Genomic DNA, 15,178 nt, shown 5'->3' on the forward strand with positions numbered 1-15,178 from the left:
GCGTCGGCCCTGACCGACCCGCGCCTGGCCGGGGCCGCCGTCGTGGCGACCGGCTTCTGCGCCGGGCTGGTGCCCGGCATGCACCCCGGTGACCTGGTGGTGGCCGAGGAGACCCGCGACCCCCGCGGCACCGTGACCTGTTCCGGCGCGGGGCCGCTCGCGCGGGCGCTCGCCCGCGCCCTGCCCGGCCGGGCCGTCCACACCGGCCTGCTGACCGGCGCCGACCACGTGGTGCGCGGAGCCGAGCGCACCGCCCTGCGCGCCACCGGGGCGATCGCCGTCGACATGGAGTCGGCGGCCACCTTGTGGACCGCCGCCCGGATCCCGATGGCCACGGCCGGCCGCCGCCCGGTTGCCGCCGTCCGGGTGATCGTGGACGCCCCGGAGCACGAGCTCGTCCGGATCGGTACGGTCCGCGGTGGAATATCGGCCTTCCGTGTACTGCGTGCCGTACTGCCCGCTTTTCATGACTGGCACCGTTCTTTGCCGCTCCCCAGGAGGTGAGCCAGATGGCCATGCCGCTGCGACAGTCCATCAGGGTCGGGACCTATCTCTTCGAACAGAAGCTCCGCAAGCGCGACAAGTTCCCGCTCATCGTCGAGCTGGAGCCGCTCTACGCCTGCAACCTGAAGTGCGAAGGATGCGGGAAGATCCAGCACCCCGCCGGGGTGCTCAAGCAGCGCATGCCCGTCGCGCAGGCGGTGGGAGCGGTCCTGGAGTCGGGTGCGCCGATGGTCTCCATCGCCGGCGGCGAGCCGCTGATGCACCCGCAGATCCACGAGATCGTGCGGCAGTTGGTGGCCCGGCGCAAGTACGTCTTCCTGTGCACCAACGCCCTGCTGCTGCGCAAGAAGATCGCCGACTTCACCCCCTCGCCGTACTTCGCGTTCGCCGTCCACATCGACGGCCTGCGCGAGCGCCACGACGAGTCGGTGGCGAAGGAGGGCGTGTTCGACGAGGCGGTGGCGGCCATCAAGGAGGCCAAGCGGCGCGGCTTCCGGGTGACCACCAACTCCACCTTCTTCAACACCGACACCCCGCAGACCGTCATCGAGGTGCTCAACTACCTCAACGACGACCTGCGCGTCGACGAAATGATGATCTCGCCGGCCTACGCCTACGAAAAGGCCCCCGACCAGGAGCACTTCCTCGGCGTCGAACAGACCCGCGAACTGTTCCGCAAGGCATTCGCCGGCGGAAACCGGCGCCGCTGGCGCCTCAACCATTCGCCGCTCTTCCTCGATTTCCTCGAAGGGAAGGCGGATTTCCCCTGCACCGCCTGGGCCATTCCGAATTACTCCCTGTTCGGCTGGCAGCGGCCCTGCTACCTGATGAGTGACGGCTATGTGCCCACCTACCGCGAACTCGTGGAGGAGACCGACTGGAGCAAGTACGGCCGCGGCAAGGACCCGCGCTGCGCCAACTGCATGGCGCACTGCGGCTACGAACCCACCGCCGTGCTCGCCACCATGGGCTCGCTGAAGGAGTCGCTGCGAGCGGCCCGCGAGACCGTCTCCGGGAACCGGGACAGGTCGTGACCGGCTTCGACCTGCGCGCCCTGCTGGCCGAGCGGGGCGCGGAGCGCTACGAGCTGCACACCCGGCACCTCAACCACCAGCTGCCCCGGATGCTGCACACCCTCGGCTTCGACAAGGTCTACGTACGGGCCGAAGGCGCCCACTTCTGGGACGAAGAGGGCAACAACTACCTCGACATGCTCGCGGGATTCGGCGTGATGGGCCTCGGCCGCCACCACCCCGTCGTCCGCCGGGCCCTGCACGACGTCCTCGACGCCCAGCTCGCCGACCTCACCCGCTTCGACTGCCCGCCGCTGCCCGGGCTGCTGGCCGAGCGGCTGCTGGCGTACAGCCCGCACCTGGACCGGGTCTTCTTCGGCAACAGCGGCACCGAGGCGGTGGAGACCGCGCTGAAGTTCGCCCGGTGCGCCACCGGCCGGTCCCGGATCCTCTACTGCGACCACGCCTTCCACGGGCTGACCGCCGGCTCCCTGTCCGTCAACGGCGAGGGCGGCTTCCGCGACGGCTTCGGCCCGCTGCTGCCGGACACCCGGATCCCGCTCGGCGACCTCGCGGCGCTGGAGCGGGAGCTGGCGCGCGGTGACGTCGCCGCGTTCGTCGTCGAGCCGATCCAGGGCAAGGGCGTCCACGAGGCGCCGCCCGGGTTCCTGCGCGCCGCCCAGGACCTGCTGCACCGGCACAAGGCGCTGCTCGTCGTGGACGAGGTGCAGACCGGACTGGGGCGGACCGGAACGTTCTACGCGTACCAGCACGAGGAGGGCGTCGAGCCGGACCTGGTGTGCGTGGCCAAGGCGCTCTCCGGCGGCTACGTGCCGGTCGGGGCCACGCTCGGCAAGGACTGGATCTTCAAGAAGGTCTACTCGTCCATGGACCGGGTGCTGGTGCACTCGGCGAGCTTCGGCTCCAACGCGCAGGCGATGGCGGCCGGGCTCGCCGTGCTGTCGGTGATGGAGGACGAGGAGCTCGTGGCCCGAGCCCGGGCCACGGGCGACCTGCTGCGCGGCCGGCTGGCCGCGCTGGTGGGGGAGTACGAGCTGCTGCACGCGGTGCGCGGGCGCGGGCTGATGATCGGCATCGAGTTCGGCCGGCCGTCCTCGCTGGGGCTGCGCAGCCGGTGGAGCATGCTGCAGGCGGCCCGAAAGGGGCTGTTCGCCCAGATGGTGGTGGTTCCGCTGTTGCAGAAGCACCGCGTCCTCACCCAGGTCTCCGGTGACCACCTGGAGGTGATCAAGCTCATCCCGCCGCTGGTCGTCGACGAGGCGGACGTCGACCGGTTCGTCACCGCCTTCCGTGCGGTCATGGACGACGCGCACGGCGGCGGCGGGCTGATGTGGGAGTTCGGCCGGACGCTGGTGAAGCAGGCCGTCGGCAACCGCTGACGCCACCCGCCGGCCGCGCGCCGGCGGGCGCTCAGTCGAGGAGCCGGTCCCTGAGCCGGTCGAGGGTCGCGGGCGTGAGCCCGAGGCCCTCGGCCAGGTAGGCCTCCACGCTGCCCCAGGTCTCCTCCAGCGCCTCGAAGGCCGCGGTCAGGTACTCGGCGCGGGCGTCGAAGAGCGGCGCGAGCAACTCCATGACCTCGGGGGAGCGGGCCTCGGCGGAGTCGCTGCTGCGGTGCACCCGGTAGCGGCGGTGCGGGGCGTTCGACTCCAGGTAGTCCGCCACGATCGCCTCCCGCTCGACGCGCAGCGCCAGCAGGGTGACCGCGATCGACAGACCCGCCCGGTCCTTCCCGGCCGCGCAGTGCATGAGCGCCGGCACGCTGTCCTCGGCGAGGGCGTGCACGACCCGGCTGTGCTCGGCGGTGCGGGTGGTGATGATCTGCCGGTACGAGTGCGCCATCCGGGCCGCGGCCCGGCCCTCGCCGAGCAGCTCGCGCAGCTGGTCGAGGTTCCCGTCGCGCACCATGCGCCAGAATTCCTTGCCGTCCGCCGGGTCGGAGAGCGGGATGTTCACGTTCCGCACGCCGGGGAGTTCCACGTCGGGACCCTCCAGGGCGTGGTCGGCCGCGTTGCGGAAGTCGAAGACGGTGTGCAGCCCGAGCGATGCGAGGAACTCTGCATCGGTTTCGGTGGCATGCGCCAGATGTCCGCTTCGGAACAGTCGTCCCGAACTGACCCGGCGGCCGTCCAGGGTCGGCAGTCCGCCGACGTCGCGGAAATTGCGCACGCCGGTCAGCTCCGGCTCCACCGACGGGGTTTGAGGTATCTGCTGGGTCACGGGATCTCCTCCGTATCGCCGGTGATGTCCGAATTAGGACGCTTGGCCACAACTTGCCGCCAGGGGAGGGGAGATCGGCCCCCGTCCCGTGATTCAGATCATACGGTGACCGTGCGTGCCTGATCGCGGAACTCGAATTGCCTTACCGGAACGGCTGTTGGCGGGCCCGAATAGACGGAGGGTGACCGTAATTCCGTTGATCCCTCACCTCCGGGAAACTCGCGGGTAATTCACGGCTTGTTCCGCGCGGCTCGGCTGGATTACGTTCGCCATCGATCCGGACGGACCGCCCAATCCTGCCGACCGTCCGGGAAACGCACTCGACCAGTCATGCGTGCGGCAGGAGCGGGGGAACCAGGTACGCCGCCGATCCGGATCTTCGGTTCCGGACGGCTCGGGGTGAAGCCGCGTCCACGTGCGGCCGGACATCTCCAGTCCGAACCCGACAGCTCACCTCGCAGGCGCCGGAGAGGAATTCGCCATGGCCGCAAAGGGTAAGCACCGCCGACCCAAGTCCAGCCCGCTCTTCCGCGGCTTCGCCTACGCCGGCACCTCGGGCGCGGCGCTGGCCCTGCCGCTCCTGGGCGCCGCGACCGCCCAGGCGGCCCCGGCCGCGGCCGCCGCCCCGGCCGCCCTGCCCGCCGCCGTCCCGCAGGCCGCGGCCCAGGCGCCGGCCCAGGTGCCGGCCGCCCTCGCGGCCCCGGCCCCGGCCGCCGCGCCGTCCGTCTACACCGTCGTCCCCGGCGACTGCCTCTCCACGATCGCCCACGACCGGGGCCTCGCCGGCGGCTGGGAGCAGCTGTACGCGGACAACCGCGAGGCCGTCGGCGCCGACCCCGACCTGATCCACCCCGGCCTGCGGCTGCACCTCGGCGGTGCCGCGGCCGGAGCGTCCACCGCGCCGGAGGCCGGGGCCTCCGCGCGGCAGAGCCGCACGGCGGAGAGCGGAGCCGAGGAGGCGGGCCGGTCCGGGCGTTCCTCGGACGGCACGGGCTCCGCCTCCGCCGCCGGCGCCGCCGACCGCGCGGTCCGCCCGGCCGCGCCCAAGGCCGCGGCGCCCGCGCCCAAGGCGCCGCGGGCCGCCGAGGCCGGCGGCTCCGTGCGGTCCGGCGGCTCGACGCAGTCCGGCGCCGTGTCCGGCGCCGGCTTCGTGGCCCCGGTCTCCGGGGGCATCTCCACCGCGTACCGGGCCTCCGGGGCCATGTGGTCCAGCGGCCACCACACCGGCGTCGACTTCATCGCCGCCTCCGGCACCTCCGTCAAGGCCGTCGGCGCCGGCACCGTCGTCACCGCCGGCTGGGGCGGCGCCTACGGCAACGAGGTGGTCGTCCGGCACGCCGACGGCCGCTACTCCCAGTACGGCCACCTCTCCCGGCTCTCCGTCTCCGTGGGCCAGACCGTGAGCGCCGGCCAGCAGCTCGGCCTCTCCGGCTCCACCGGCAACTCCACCGGCCCGCACCTGCACTTCGAGATCCGCACCGGTGCCGGCTACGGCTCCGACATCGACCCGCTCGCCTACCTCCGCTCGAAGGGCGTGAGCATCTGACGCCGGGCGGGTGGGCGCGTGAGGCCAGGGCCCGAGGGGGGTCCTGGCCTCACGCGCTGTTATTCCGGGCTGACCGGGTGGTATAGATCACGGTCCGTCAACCCCTTCCTACGGTGGCGTAGGTCACGTCACGAGGTGAAGGATGTGATCCCGTGGCAGCGACGACAACTACGACGACGACGACAACGACGATCAGCACGTCCCTTCCCCCCGCCGTCCCCTCCGACCCGCTCGCGATCGGCTCGTACGCGGCGATCGGCGACAGCTTCACCGAGGGCGTGGGCGACCCGGGCCCCGGCGGCGTCTTCATCGGCTGGGCCGACCGGCTCGCCGTACTGCTGGCCGACCGGCGCGACGAGCACGACTTCCGCTACGCCAACCTCGCCGTGCGCGGCCGGCTGCTGGACCAGATCGTGGCCGAGCAGGTGCCGCGCGCCAAGGAACTCGCCCCTGACCTGGTGACCTTCTGCGCCGGCGGCAACGACATCATCCGCCCCGGCAGTGACCCCGACGCCGTGGCCGAGCGGTACGAGGCCGCCGTCGCCGACCTCGTGGGATCCGTCGGCAAGGTCATGATCACCACGGGCTTCGACACCCGGGGCGTCCCGGTCCTCAAGCACCTGCGCGGCAAGGTCGCCACCTACTCGGCGCACGTGCGGGCCATCGCCGACCGCTACGACTGCCCCGTGCTCGACCTGTGGTCGCTGAAGTCCGTGCAGGACCGGCGGGCCTGGGACGACGACCGGCTGCACCTGTCGCCCGAGGGCCACACCCGGGTCGCGCTGCGGGCCGCCCAGGTGCTCGGCCTGGAGGTCCCCACCGACCCCGACCAGCCCTGGCCGCCGCAGCAGCCCCGCGGCTCCGCCGAGGTCACCCGGGACAACATCCAGTGGGCGCGCGAGCACCTCGTGCCGTGGATCGGCCGCCGGCTGCGCGGGGAGTCCTCCGGCGACCACGTCGAGGCCAAGCGCCCGGACCTGCTGCCGCTGTAGCGCGGGGCGGCCGGGCGCGGGCCCGGCCGCCCGGGCGCGGCGCCGAGGCGACGCCGCGGGCCCGGCGGCCCGGGCGCGGCGCCGACGGGGGCGGCCCGGAATCCTTTGGACCCGGTGCGCGTTGGAACGTCGTACCGACCCACCCGCAGGAACCGTCCCGCACCCACCTCCCAGGAGGCGCCTTGACCGGCCCCCGTCCCTCGCGTCCCCGGCTGCGTGAGCTGCGGCCCGAAGCCTTCGGAGCGGATCCGTCCGGCGCTCGCCTGGAGCGGATCCGCCGCTCGCCGAACTTCGCCGACGGTGTCTTCCAGAACCCGGTCGGGGCACGGACACGGCCGTCCGGCTCCCTGCGCGAGTTCGCCGCGCTCTACTTCCGCAAGGAGGAGCGGCGGCGGCGCGCCCCCGCCGCGGCGATCCCGGTCCACCCGACGACGCTGGCCGACATCGCCGGGCCCCCGGCCACCGGACTGCGGCTGACCTGGATGGGGCACTCCAGCGTCCTGGTGGAGATCGACGGCCGGCGCGTCCTGTTCGACCCGGTCTGGGGCGAGCGCTGCTCCCCCTTCCCCTTCGCCGGACCCAAGCGCCTGCACCCCGTCCCGGTGCCGCTCGCCGCGCTCGGCCCGGTCGACGTGGTGGTGATCTCCCACGACCACTACGACCACCTCGACCTGCCCACGATCAAGGCCCTGGCCGGTACGGACACCCTCTTCGCGGTGCCCCTGGGGGTGGGCGCCCACCTGGAGCGCTGGGGCGTCCCCGCGGACCGGCTGCGCGAGCTCGACTGGCACGAGTCGACGACCGTCGCCGGCCTCTCCCTCACCGCCACCCCGGCCCGCCACTTCTGCGGCCGCGGCCTGCGCAACCAGCAGCACACCCTGTGGGCCTCCTGGGTCGTCGAGGGCGGCGGTCACCGCGTGTTCCACAGCGGCGACACGGGGTACTTCGACGGCTTCGCGGACATCGGCGCGCAGCACGGCCCCTTCGACGCCACGATGATCCAGATCGGGGCGTACTCGGAGTACTGGCCGGACATCCACATGACCCCCGAGGAGGGCCTGCGCGCCCACCTCGACCTGCAGGGATCCACGCCGCACGGGGTGCTGCTGCCGATCCACTGGGGCACCTTCAACCTCGCCTTCCACCCCTGGGCGGAGCCGGCCGAGTGGACCGCGGACGCCGCCGGAGCGGCGGGCCAGAAGATCGCCCTCCCGCGTCCGGGCGAGCCCTTCGAACCGGCCGGGACGCTGCCCGTGGAGCCTTGGTGGCGTCCGATCTCCTCTCCGATCGCCCACCCGTGGCGCCGCCCCGCGTCGGCGGACGGTGCTTCGCACGACGCCCGGGCCGCAGACCTGGACCTCGCCGGCGACCGGTGACGCCGGATGCGGACCTGACGCAAGCCTCCACTTATTGGAGCCATCTGACCCCTGAGGAGCCGGATCGGGCTGTCCGTGACATCGATGGGCCCGATCGAGTGGAGCCGCGGAAGAGATGTGCAGTCTTCGTGCCGCTCCCTTCCCGCCCGGGAATGACCGTACGGGTCAGGGTGTACGGCCGTCGGGCCGCGTCGGTGGCGGCGTGCTCGTCGAGGAGTAGGGCCACGAGCCGGGAGTGGATGCGTTGAGCCGCCACCACAGCAGCAACTGTGAGATCCCTGACAGCGTCATCGACTTCTGGAATCTGTGGCCGATCAGGGGGGTCTTCATCCGGGCCATGTCCATCGCCAGTCCGGTCAGCCGTGCGCGACCGGGCACTTGGCCAGTTCCTCCTCAAGCACGGCGCACAGCGCGTCGCTCAGTTGAGTACGAACGACGACCATCGCGGCGGGTCGGGCCCCAGGAGTCAAGCCGCCACACGGCTGCCTGTTCCCTGCTGGTCCGGGGTCGTTCTTGGCCCTGTGCCGCAGGGATCGCCGATGCAGGTACCCTGTAACCGTCCCACTGTCCTGCGTCGGCCGGGCCTCGCGCGGGTGAGGGTGGGCGGGCCTGGCGGCTTCGGTGTGATGCGTGCGCTGCCCACGTCGGCGGCCCTTGGTGCATGCGCGGCCGAATGCGATTGCCCTCGAAGATCATTCGACTCGAGATCGCCCATTGGGTATATGACCTAATATGCCCAGGTGAGTGAGCAGAGGACGTATATATCGACAGCGGGGGCGCCGGAGCATCGCTCGGCGACGGCCTTCGCGCGCCTGGCGGGGTTCTTCGGGCGGTGGTGGGTTTTCGGCCCGTTGGTCGGCCTGGCTGCCGCGGTGGCGATGGCCGTCCGGATCTTCCACAACGGCCCGATCGGGATGGCGGACAACGGCGACGGTCCGTCCCGGATGTGTGCCCTCGATACGTCCGTCCACCTCGACAAGGGCTCCTCGTGGTGGTTCGACTACGCCAACTTCCGGTATGACCAGGCCAAGCCGGACGCATGCAGGTCGGACAATACCTATCCCGGTAGCGGCAAGTGGATGCCCATGCTGGCCCGCCCCCTGAGCCAGCTGCTCGGTTACCCGGGTGCGATCGACCTCCGGGCCCAGGCTCTGCTCTGGTGCGCCCTGGTGGGAGTGGCCTTCGCCGTCTTCGCCGTCGCCCTGCGCGGCCGCCTCCTGCTTCGCCTGCTGGTCTGCGCCGCGCTGTTCCTGGTGGTCGGAGACTCGGTGATCGCGGGGTACGCCGCCTCGCCCTTCAGCGAGCTGGCCGGGCTGACCGGGCTGCTGCTCGCCACCGCGGGTGCGGTCCACCTCGGCGGTTCACCGCGGGCCAGGCTCGGCGGGCTGCTGCTGTTCACTGTCGGGTCAGTCACCCTTGTCGGGTCGAAGATGCAGGCCCTGACCATGGCCGTCCCTCTCCTGGCGCTCCTGCTCTGGGCCAAGGTGCCGGTCGGTCGGCTCGTCGGCCGGTTCTCCGCCCGGGTGCTCCCTCTCGCTGCCGCACTGGTGATCGGGGCGGCGGGCACGCACACGCTGGTGTTCCAGATGGAGGCGTTCAAGGAGATCAACCGGACCGAAGTGATCTTCGTCGGGATCATGGGCAAAAGCCCCGATCCGGCCAAGGACGCTGTCGAGCTCGGGCTGCCTGCGGACTTCGGCCAGTACGCCGGTCTGAACTGGTGGGGGGAGAAGGCCCCTCAGAAGGATCCCCGCTGGCCCGAGGTCCGGGATCGCATCACTTACACCAACATCGGCATCTACTTGGCCAAGCACCCCGGCGTTGCGCTGCGCATCGCCGACGGCGGGCTGGACGACTTCGCCGCCTCCCGGCCGGACAACCTGGGCTCCTACCCGGTCAGTGCCGGCAAGCCGGCCGGCACCCAGGAGCACCGGCTGGCCCTTTACACCGGATTCCTGCGGACCCTCGGTGGCGGCTGGGTGCTCGGCCTCCAGCTCGCCCTCGCGGTTGCCGGGGCCTGGTGGCTGCGCCGCGGCCAGGACAACCCGCACCGTCGTGCCTTCGTGGCCATGATGATCTGCCTCGGCGGGGCCACACTGACCCAGTTCGTCACCGCCATGTACGGTGAGGCGATCGAGAACACCAAGCACCTGATCTTCGGGATCTTCGCCACAGGCCTGTCCTTCGTCCTGGCGGCCGCCACCGTGCTGTGCACCCCCGCCGCTGCATCGTCGGCGACGGAGGAGGAAGCCGAGCCGGAGACGAGGGCGAGGAGCGACCGCGCGGCCCTTGTGGGGTCGGCCAAGTCCTGACGAGGCCCTCCGCGGTCCGCCTGCCGTGAGGTGGTTGACAGCCGGACCCCGGCAGACGCTGTCTAGGGATGTGTCCTAGGCAGCGTCTTTCCTCATTGCGATCCCGCGGAGCTACCCACCCAGCTGGAGCTACGCTTCGTCGACGCCATCACGACGGTCGCGGCGGCCTGCCGGTTCCGCCCCCACCAGTCACTGATCAGGAGACGTCCTGGATCCGGGAGCAGACCACCCAGGGCGCTTCGACGTCCTGGATGCTGTGACTGCGGAGCGGGCACTGCCGGCGGCCGACGAAGTGGTCGCGGACAGCGCTCGCTGCTGCAGTAAGGCCCCGTCCGCCACCGATGAGGTGGCGGACGGGGCCCCGTGTTTTGAGCGGACGTGCGGCCTTACCAGATGCCGGGCGCCGCGTACCAGGATGCGCGGACGCCGTCGAAGCCGCCGTCAGGGCGGGCTGTGAGGGTGAAGGCGCGGGTGGAGCCGGCGGCGTAGTTGTACATCATGAGGATGTCGGCGCGGCCGTCGGCGTCGGTGTCCCCGGAGATCGGGGCGCCGCTGCTGGTGGCCCACCAGTTGCCGTCGCCGGACTTCCAGCTGCGCAGGGGGGCGTTGAAGCCGCCGTCCGCCTTGCCGGTGAAGGTGTGGGTGCCGGTGGCGCCGCTGTAGTCGTAGACGATGACGATGTCGCCGTAGCCGTCACCGTTGTAGTCGCCCGCGGTGGACTCGATACGGGCGGACTGCCAGGCGGTGGCGGCGGCCGACCACGACTTGGCCGGCGGGTTGAAGCCGCCGTCCGGCTTGGCCAGCAGGGTGTGCATGGCCGTCTCCGTCGTGCCGTTGAAGTAGACAGCGGCGATGTCGGCGCGGCCGTCGCCGTTGACGTCGGTCACGTTGTACTGCGCGGATGCGGAGTACCAGCCGCTGGCGGAGCGCCAGCTGTCCAGCCCGGCGTTCAGTGAGCCGTCGGACTTGCTGGTGTAGGTGGTGGTGGCGGTGACTCCGTTCCCGTGGTCGTGGACGACGGCGAGGTCGGCACGCTTGTCCCCGTTGAAGTCGCCGGCGAGCAGGGTGGACCTGTCCCACGCCCACGTTCCGGCCGGGACGCCGGCTGCCTGGACGGGCTGCTTGAAGGCGCCGTCCGGGGTGGCTTCGAAGGTGTGGATGGTGATCCTGCCGTCAGGCTGGTTGTAGAGGGCCGCGACGTCGGTCCGCTTGTCTCCGTTGAAGTCACCGGCCGCCCACTTGGCCCGGGAGTAGTCGAAGGCCCAAGCGGGGCTGTGCCAGGCGTCGCGGGGTTCGGACAGGCCACCGTCAGGCTTGGCGTCGAAGACGTGCAGGCCGGTGGTGCTGTTGCCGTAGTTGTAGGCGGTGATCAGGTCGCTGCGGCCGTCACCGTTGACGTCACCGCCCAGGTCGGTGCGCAGGTGCGTGGTGCCGTCGTCGGGCTTGTGCGAGGTGGTGGTGTAGCTGTACCGGTTCCACTTGATGTAGCCGTTCTCGAAGTCGGACCGGATGTAGGCGGCGCCGGCGTTGTACTCGGCAGACTTCGGGAAGCCGAGCCAGCTGTTCTCCCACCCCTCGGCGGCGTACTTGTCACGGTTCGCGTTGGACACCGGCCATGCACCGGTGGCACCGCTGGAGAAGATCGTCGTGTTGTCGGCAGTGGACCCGCGGAAGCGGAAGCCCTGCCACTCGCCGGTCTTCGGGCTGGTCGGATTCTCACTGCCGGAGGGGTACCCGAAGCGGGTCAGGCCGCCGTGCTTGAGGTACGAGCCGTAGATCCAGCCGCGCACCGGGTGGGCACCGACCTCGCCGTTCCAGTAGATCGCCCCGGCGGAGCCGTTCTTGCTGAAGGTGCTGAAGAAGCCGCCGCCGTCAGGCGTGCGCTGCTCGTCGGAGGTGGGGTAGCCCAGAACTCCGGACTCACGCATCATCGACGACCACTTGTCCCGGATACCGCCCTGGATGGACCAGGCGCCGGTGTCCGGGGTCCAGTAGATCGAGCGGTCCTCGGAGCCGCCGGCGTTCTTGAGGTGGATGTACCGGCCGGTGCCGTCCGGGGCAGTGAGGACGTCCGAGGTGGGCTGACCGAAGTTCAGGCCGCCGAGGGCCTTGAACTTGGCCAGGACGGGGCCGCACAGGGAACGCTTGCCGCCGGTGTGCTGGGCCTCGAACGTCTCGCACTCCTTCCAGGGGGTGCCGATCTTGGTGAGCAGACGCGGCGCACCGAAGACGGAGCCGCCCTGCAGGGCCTGGCCGGGGAACTCGTACAGCAGCCCCTCCGTGCTGGCGGCGTAGAGGTCGGCGTAGCCGTCACCCTCGAAGTCGCCGTTGCTCTGGGGCAGCGGGTAGGTCCCGGCAGGGATGCTTCCGATCGAGGTCGTGCGGGGAGCGGCATCGGCATAGACGGCGAGGTCGGCGCTGACAGCGCCCCACTGGTCGGTGGCCTTGCGGCTGGTGTACTGGTGGACCTTCCCGGTGGCCCTGTCGCGGGCCCACAGTTCCGACAGGCCGTCGCCGTTGAGGTCCCCGGGGACGGAGAGGCTCATGTTCTGCCAGTCGGCGTTGCCGAGCAGGACGGGAGCGCCCAGGTTGTCCAGGTAGCGGTCGGCGCGGGTGCCGTAGTACAGCCAGAGTTCGCTGCCGCTGCGGACGAGGAGATCAGGGTCGTCGGCGTCGTTCAGCACCCCGTCCATGTTGTCGTCATTGGTGCTGGCGACGGACAGGATCTGGTCGGCGTTGGACCAGTGGCGGTTCTCCTCCATCCAGACGTTGAGCTCGTAGCGGCCGGAATCGCCGAGCAGGCGGCCGGAGCCGTCGTTCTTGTGGACCCAGAGTTCCCTCTTCTGCGGGTCGTCGGCGCTGGGGCTCAGCGCGAGGAGGTCTTCGTAGCCGTCTTCGACGTTCCAGCTGCCGCGGTGCGTGAGGACGGCGGTGGCGAAGGAAGTCTGGGCGGCGGGGATGCCCGCGCCGAGGGCGCCCACCCCGCTGGTGTCCTTCTGCCAGGGGTAGGTGCGCAGTACTCCTGTGCCGGGTTCGACGGCCCACAGGTCCACGGTGCCGTCGCCGTTGAGGTCGCCGGGCTTGTCCGGGCCGGGGGTCCGGTCGGGCTGGAAGAGGTAGGCGTACTGGTCGGACTGGTTGCCGGCGGCGTCGACACTGCGGACGTACAGGTACTGCGGACCGGCGCTCAACGGCTTGAACGTCACGGGCTCCGACGGACCCCCGGTGGAGGTGGCACGCACGTTGCGCGGGGCGGCGTCCTGATCGGTCCACCAGATGTAGCCGGTGACGTCAGCAACGCCGTTCGAGCCGAAGACGAAGGTACCGGTGGTACGGGCCGGCTGACTGGGCTTGCCGCTGCCGGCCTCCGGGAACTCGGCGGAGGTGACGGACGGCAGCTCCGAAGGCCGGGACTTGTCGATGGTGAAGCGGCACGTGTCGGACTCTTGGCTGTCGGCCATGCCGTCGTTGGTGTGGACCTTCCACCAGTACTCACCGTCGAGCTTGCTCGCATCGATACGGGTGGTGGCGATGCTTCCTCGGGACGCGTTCTCGGTGGCCCAGTTCACCTCGCTGGTGCCCACCTTGCCGTACCGGAAGTGGACGGTGAGGTTGTTGTCCTCCGCGTCGTCGACGCGCGCACGCAGCGCAACCTGGCTGGTGAGGCCGAACACGCCGCCCGTGCAGGGCACGGACGGATTGGTACCGAGCTCGGAGGGCTTGCCGGGCGTGGTGTTGTACTGGGTGGAGACGCGGGCGGAGTTCGGGTCGAACTTGCGCCAGGAGACGTCCACGGTGTTGGAGATCGAGCGCAGGCCGAACGACCAGCTGCCCCAGCCGTTCGCCGCGGCCTTGCTCACGGCGGGCAGGACGTCGAACTCGACCAGTCCATCGGTGCTGTTGGGGCAGTTGCGCCCGCCGAAGGACTGACCGGAGCGGTCGACGGAGCCCAGGTTGGCGGGCTGCCTGTTCCACGTGATGTTGCCGGGAAGGTCCCGTCCGATGTCGAACAGCTCGACATCACCGGAGTTGCAGGACCACGAGCCGGCGTGGACCTGCTTGATCCGCATCTCCGACTTCAGGATCTGCTTCCCCTGCAGGTTGCCGGTGCCGATACGGAAGTAGGTGTTGGCCCAGACCGTGCCGCCGAGCTTGGAGTCCTTGGCGACGCCGACACGGGCGAACTCGTTGTTCGTGCCGCCGTTCCAGTACACCGTGTCCGCGCTTCCGGCGATTGCGGTGTGCTTGTAGGCCAGGGACCATGCGTTCTTGGCCGCGTCCGGGGCCCAGGTCGGGTCGATGACGACAGGGAACACGGTGTCCGGTGCCGACAGCAGCGCTGCGTCGGTCTTCAGCGCCAGCGTCTGACCCCGCAACTCGACACCGAGGTCTGCCTGCTTGGCTCCTTCGGTGGCTCCGGTGAGCACGTCGGGCAGCGGCCGCGGCTCGGCGGCGGTGCCGGCCGCCGCTGCCTGGGCGGCTGGAGCCGAGCGGGCCGCGGTCTTCGGGCTGGTGCCGTCGGCCGACGGCGCGGAAGCAGGTGTCTGGGAGGTGCCGGAGTCCCACATGCGCGGCTCGGGGGTGGAGAAGACGGACCTGCCGGACGGATCGACGGCACGCAGTCGGCCGTCGGTCTCCACCTTGAGGCTCACGCCGGATCCCTTGAGGCCGAATTTCACCTCGGACAGTGCCGGATTCTTTGCAGCTTCAGGGCTTTTGACGACGAGAGAGTGGCTGAAAGAATCCGCAGTCGCTTTTACGGCGAGATCGACACCGGGAAGGACATCGGCATAGGTGGCGGTGTTTCCCGAAACCCGGGGTGCCGACAAGACCCCGGGCCAACTCAGCTCGATCTGGCGACCGTTCTCCTTCAGGATCGCCAGAGGCGTGGTTCCGCCGTTGGAGAAGGAGACGTCGAGGCGCGACACCTTCGGTGACAAGCGACCCTTGCCGTCAGCGGCGAGTCCGGTGTCGACGGGAAGAAGCTTCCCGCCCTTGTTGACCCTGACCGGTGCCAGCGCCCGCTCCAGCGTCATGGACCCGTCCGGATTGGCGTAGAACTCATCCGTTTCACTGCGCCGACTGGTCACTTCGACCCGTTTGCCGGATTTACGTGCGCGCTCCTTGGCGTCGGCGGTCTCCCTGGCCTGCCTCTCGCCGAGGGGCCTGCCGTCGGCTCCCACCTCGGTCGATCCGG

9 protein-coding genes and 1 riboswitch are annotated in these 15,178 nt (G+C 70.7%); of the genes, 7 read left to right on the forward strand and 2 right to left on the reverse strand.

Annotated features, from left to right (window positions below; genetic code table 11):
* From LG632_RS08240 to LG632_RS08250, 3 genes are all read left to right on the forward strand, one after another.
* Positions 1-504: phosphorylase family protein (locus LG632_RS08240; protein ID WP_226726197.1), on the forward strand; the 504-nt coding region annotated here is incomplete at its 5' end.
* Between the two features lie 5 nt (positions 505-509).
* Positions 510-1,538, forward strand: coding sequence for an adenosyl-hopene transferase HpnH (gene hpnH / locus LG632_RS08245; RefSeq protein WP_226726198.1), 1,029 nt, complete (start codon positions 510-512; stop codon positions 1,536-1,538).
* Complete coding sequence (locus LG632_RS08250) at positions 1,535-2,917, forward strand: aspartate aminotransferase family protein (protein ID WP_226726199.1); 1,383 nt, start codon at positions 1,535-1,537, stop codon at positions 2,915-2,917. The genes hpnH and LG632_RS08250 overlap by 4 nt, the downstream gene beginning before the upstream one ends.
* A 31-nt stretch (positions 2,918-2,948) precedes the next feature.
* Here the strand turns inward: LG632_RS08250 and LG632_RS08255 are convergent, their stop codons facing one another.
* On the reverse strand, positions 2,949-3,755 hold the full coding sequence (locus tag LG632_RS08255) for a tyrosine-protein phosphatase (protein WP_226726200.1): 807 nt from the start codon (positions 3,753-3,755) through the stop codon (positions 2,949-2,951).
* Between the two features lie 311 nt (positions 3,756-4,066).
* Positions 4,067-4,232: riboswitch (cyclic di-AMP (ydaO/yuaA leader) on the forward strand.
* A 4-nt stretch (positions 4,233-4,236) separates the two neighbouring features.
* Between LG632_RS08255 and LG632_RS08260 the strand changes: the two genes are divergently transcribed.
* The 4 genes from LG632_RS08260 (at position 4,237) to wsfD (ending at position 9,981) form a co-directional block, all read left to right on the forward strand.
* On the forward strand, positions 4,237-5,301 hold the full coding sequence (locus tag LG632_RS08260; RefSeq protein WP_226726201.1) for a M23 family metallopeptidase: 1,065 nt from the start codon (positions 4,237-4,239) through the stop codon (positions 5,299-5,301).
* Positions 5,302-5,492: 191 nt separating this feature from the next.
* Positions 5,493-6,293, forward strand: coding sequence for an SGNH/GDSL hydrolase family protein (locus tag LG632_RS08265; RefSeq protein ID WP_226726238.1), 801 nt, complete (start codon positions 5,493-5,495; stop codon positions 6,291-6,293).
* Between the two features lie 182 nt (positions 6,294-6,475).
* Positions 6,476-7,669, forward strand: a complete 1,194-nt coding sequence (locus LG632_RS08270) for an MBL fold metallo-hydrolase (RefSeq protein ID WP_226726202.1) — start codon at positions 6,476-6,478, stop codon at positions 7,667-7,669.
* Between the two features lie 740 nt (positions 7,670-8,409).
* Complete coding sequence (wsfD, locus tag LG632_RS08275) at positions 8,410-9,981, forward strand: glycan biosynthesis hexose transferase WsfD (RefSeq protein WP_226726203.1); 1,572 nt, start codon at positions 8,410-8,412, stop codon at positions 9,979-9,981.
* 386 nt (positions 9,982-10,367) lie between these two features.
* Here wsfD and LG632_RS30500 read toward each other — a convergent pair whose 3' ends face one another.
* On the reverse strand, positions 10,368-14,633 hold the full coding sequence (locus LG632_RS30500) for an FG-GAP-like repeat-containing protein (protein WP_226726204.1): 4,266 nt from the start codon (positions 14,631-14,633) through the stop codon (positions 10,368-10,370).
* Positions 14,634-15,178 lie beyond the last annotated feature (545 nt).

The organism is Streptomyces antimicrobicus (assembly GCF_020532625.1).
GTDB lineage: Bacteria > Actinomycetota > Actinomycetes > Streptomycetales > Streptomycetaceae > Streptomyces > Streptomyces antimicrobicus.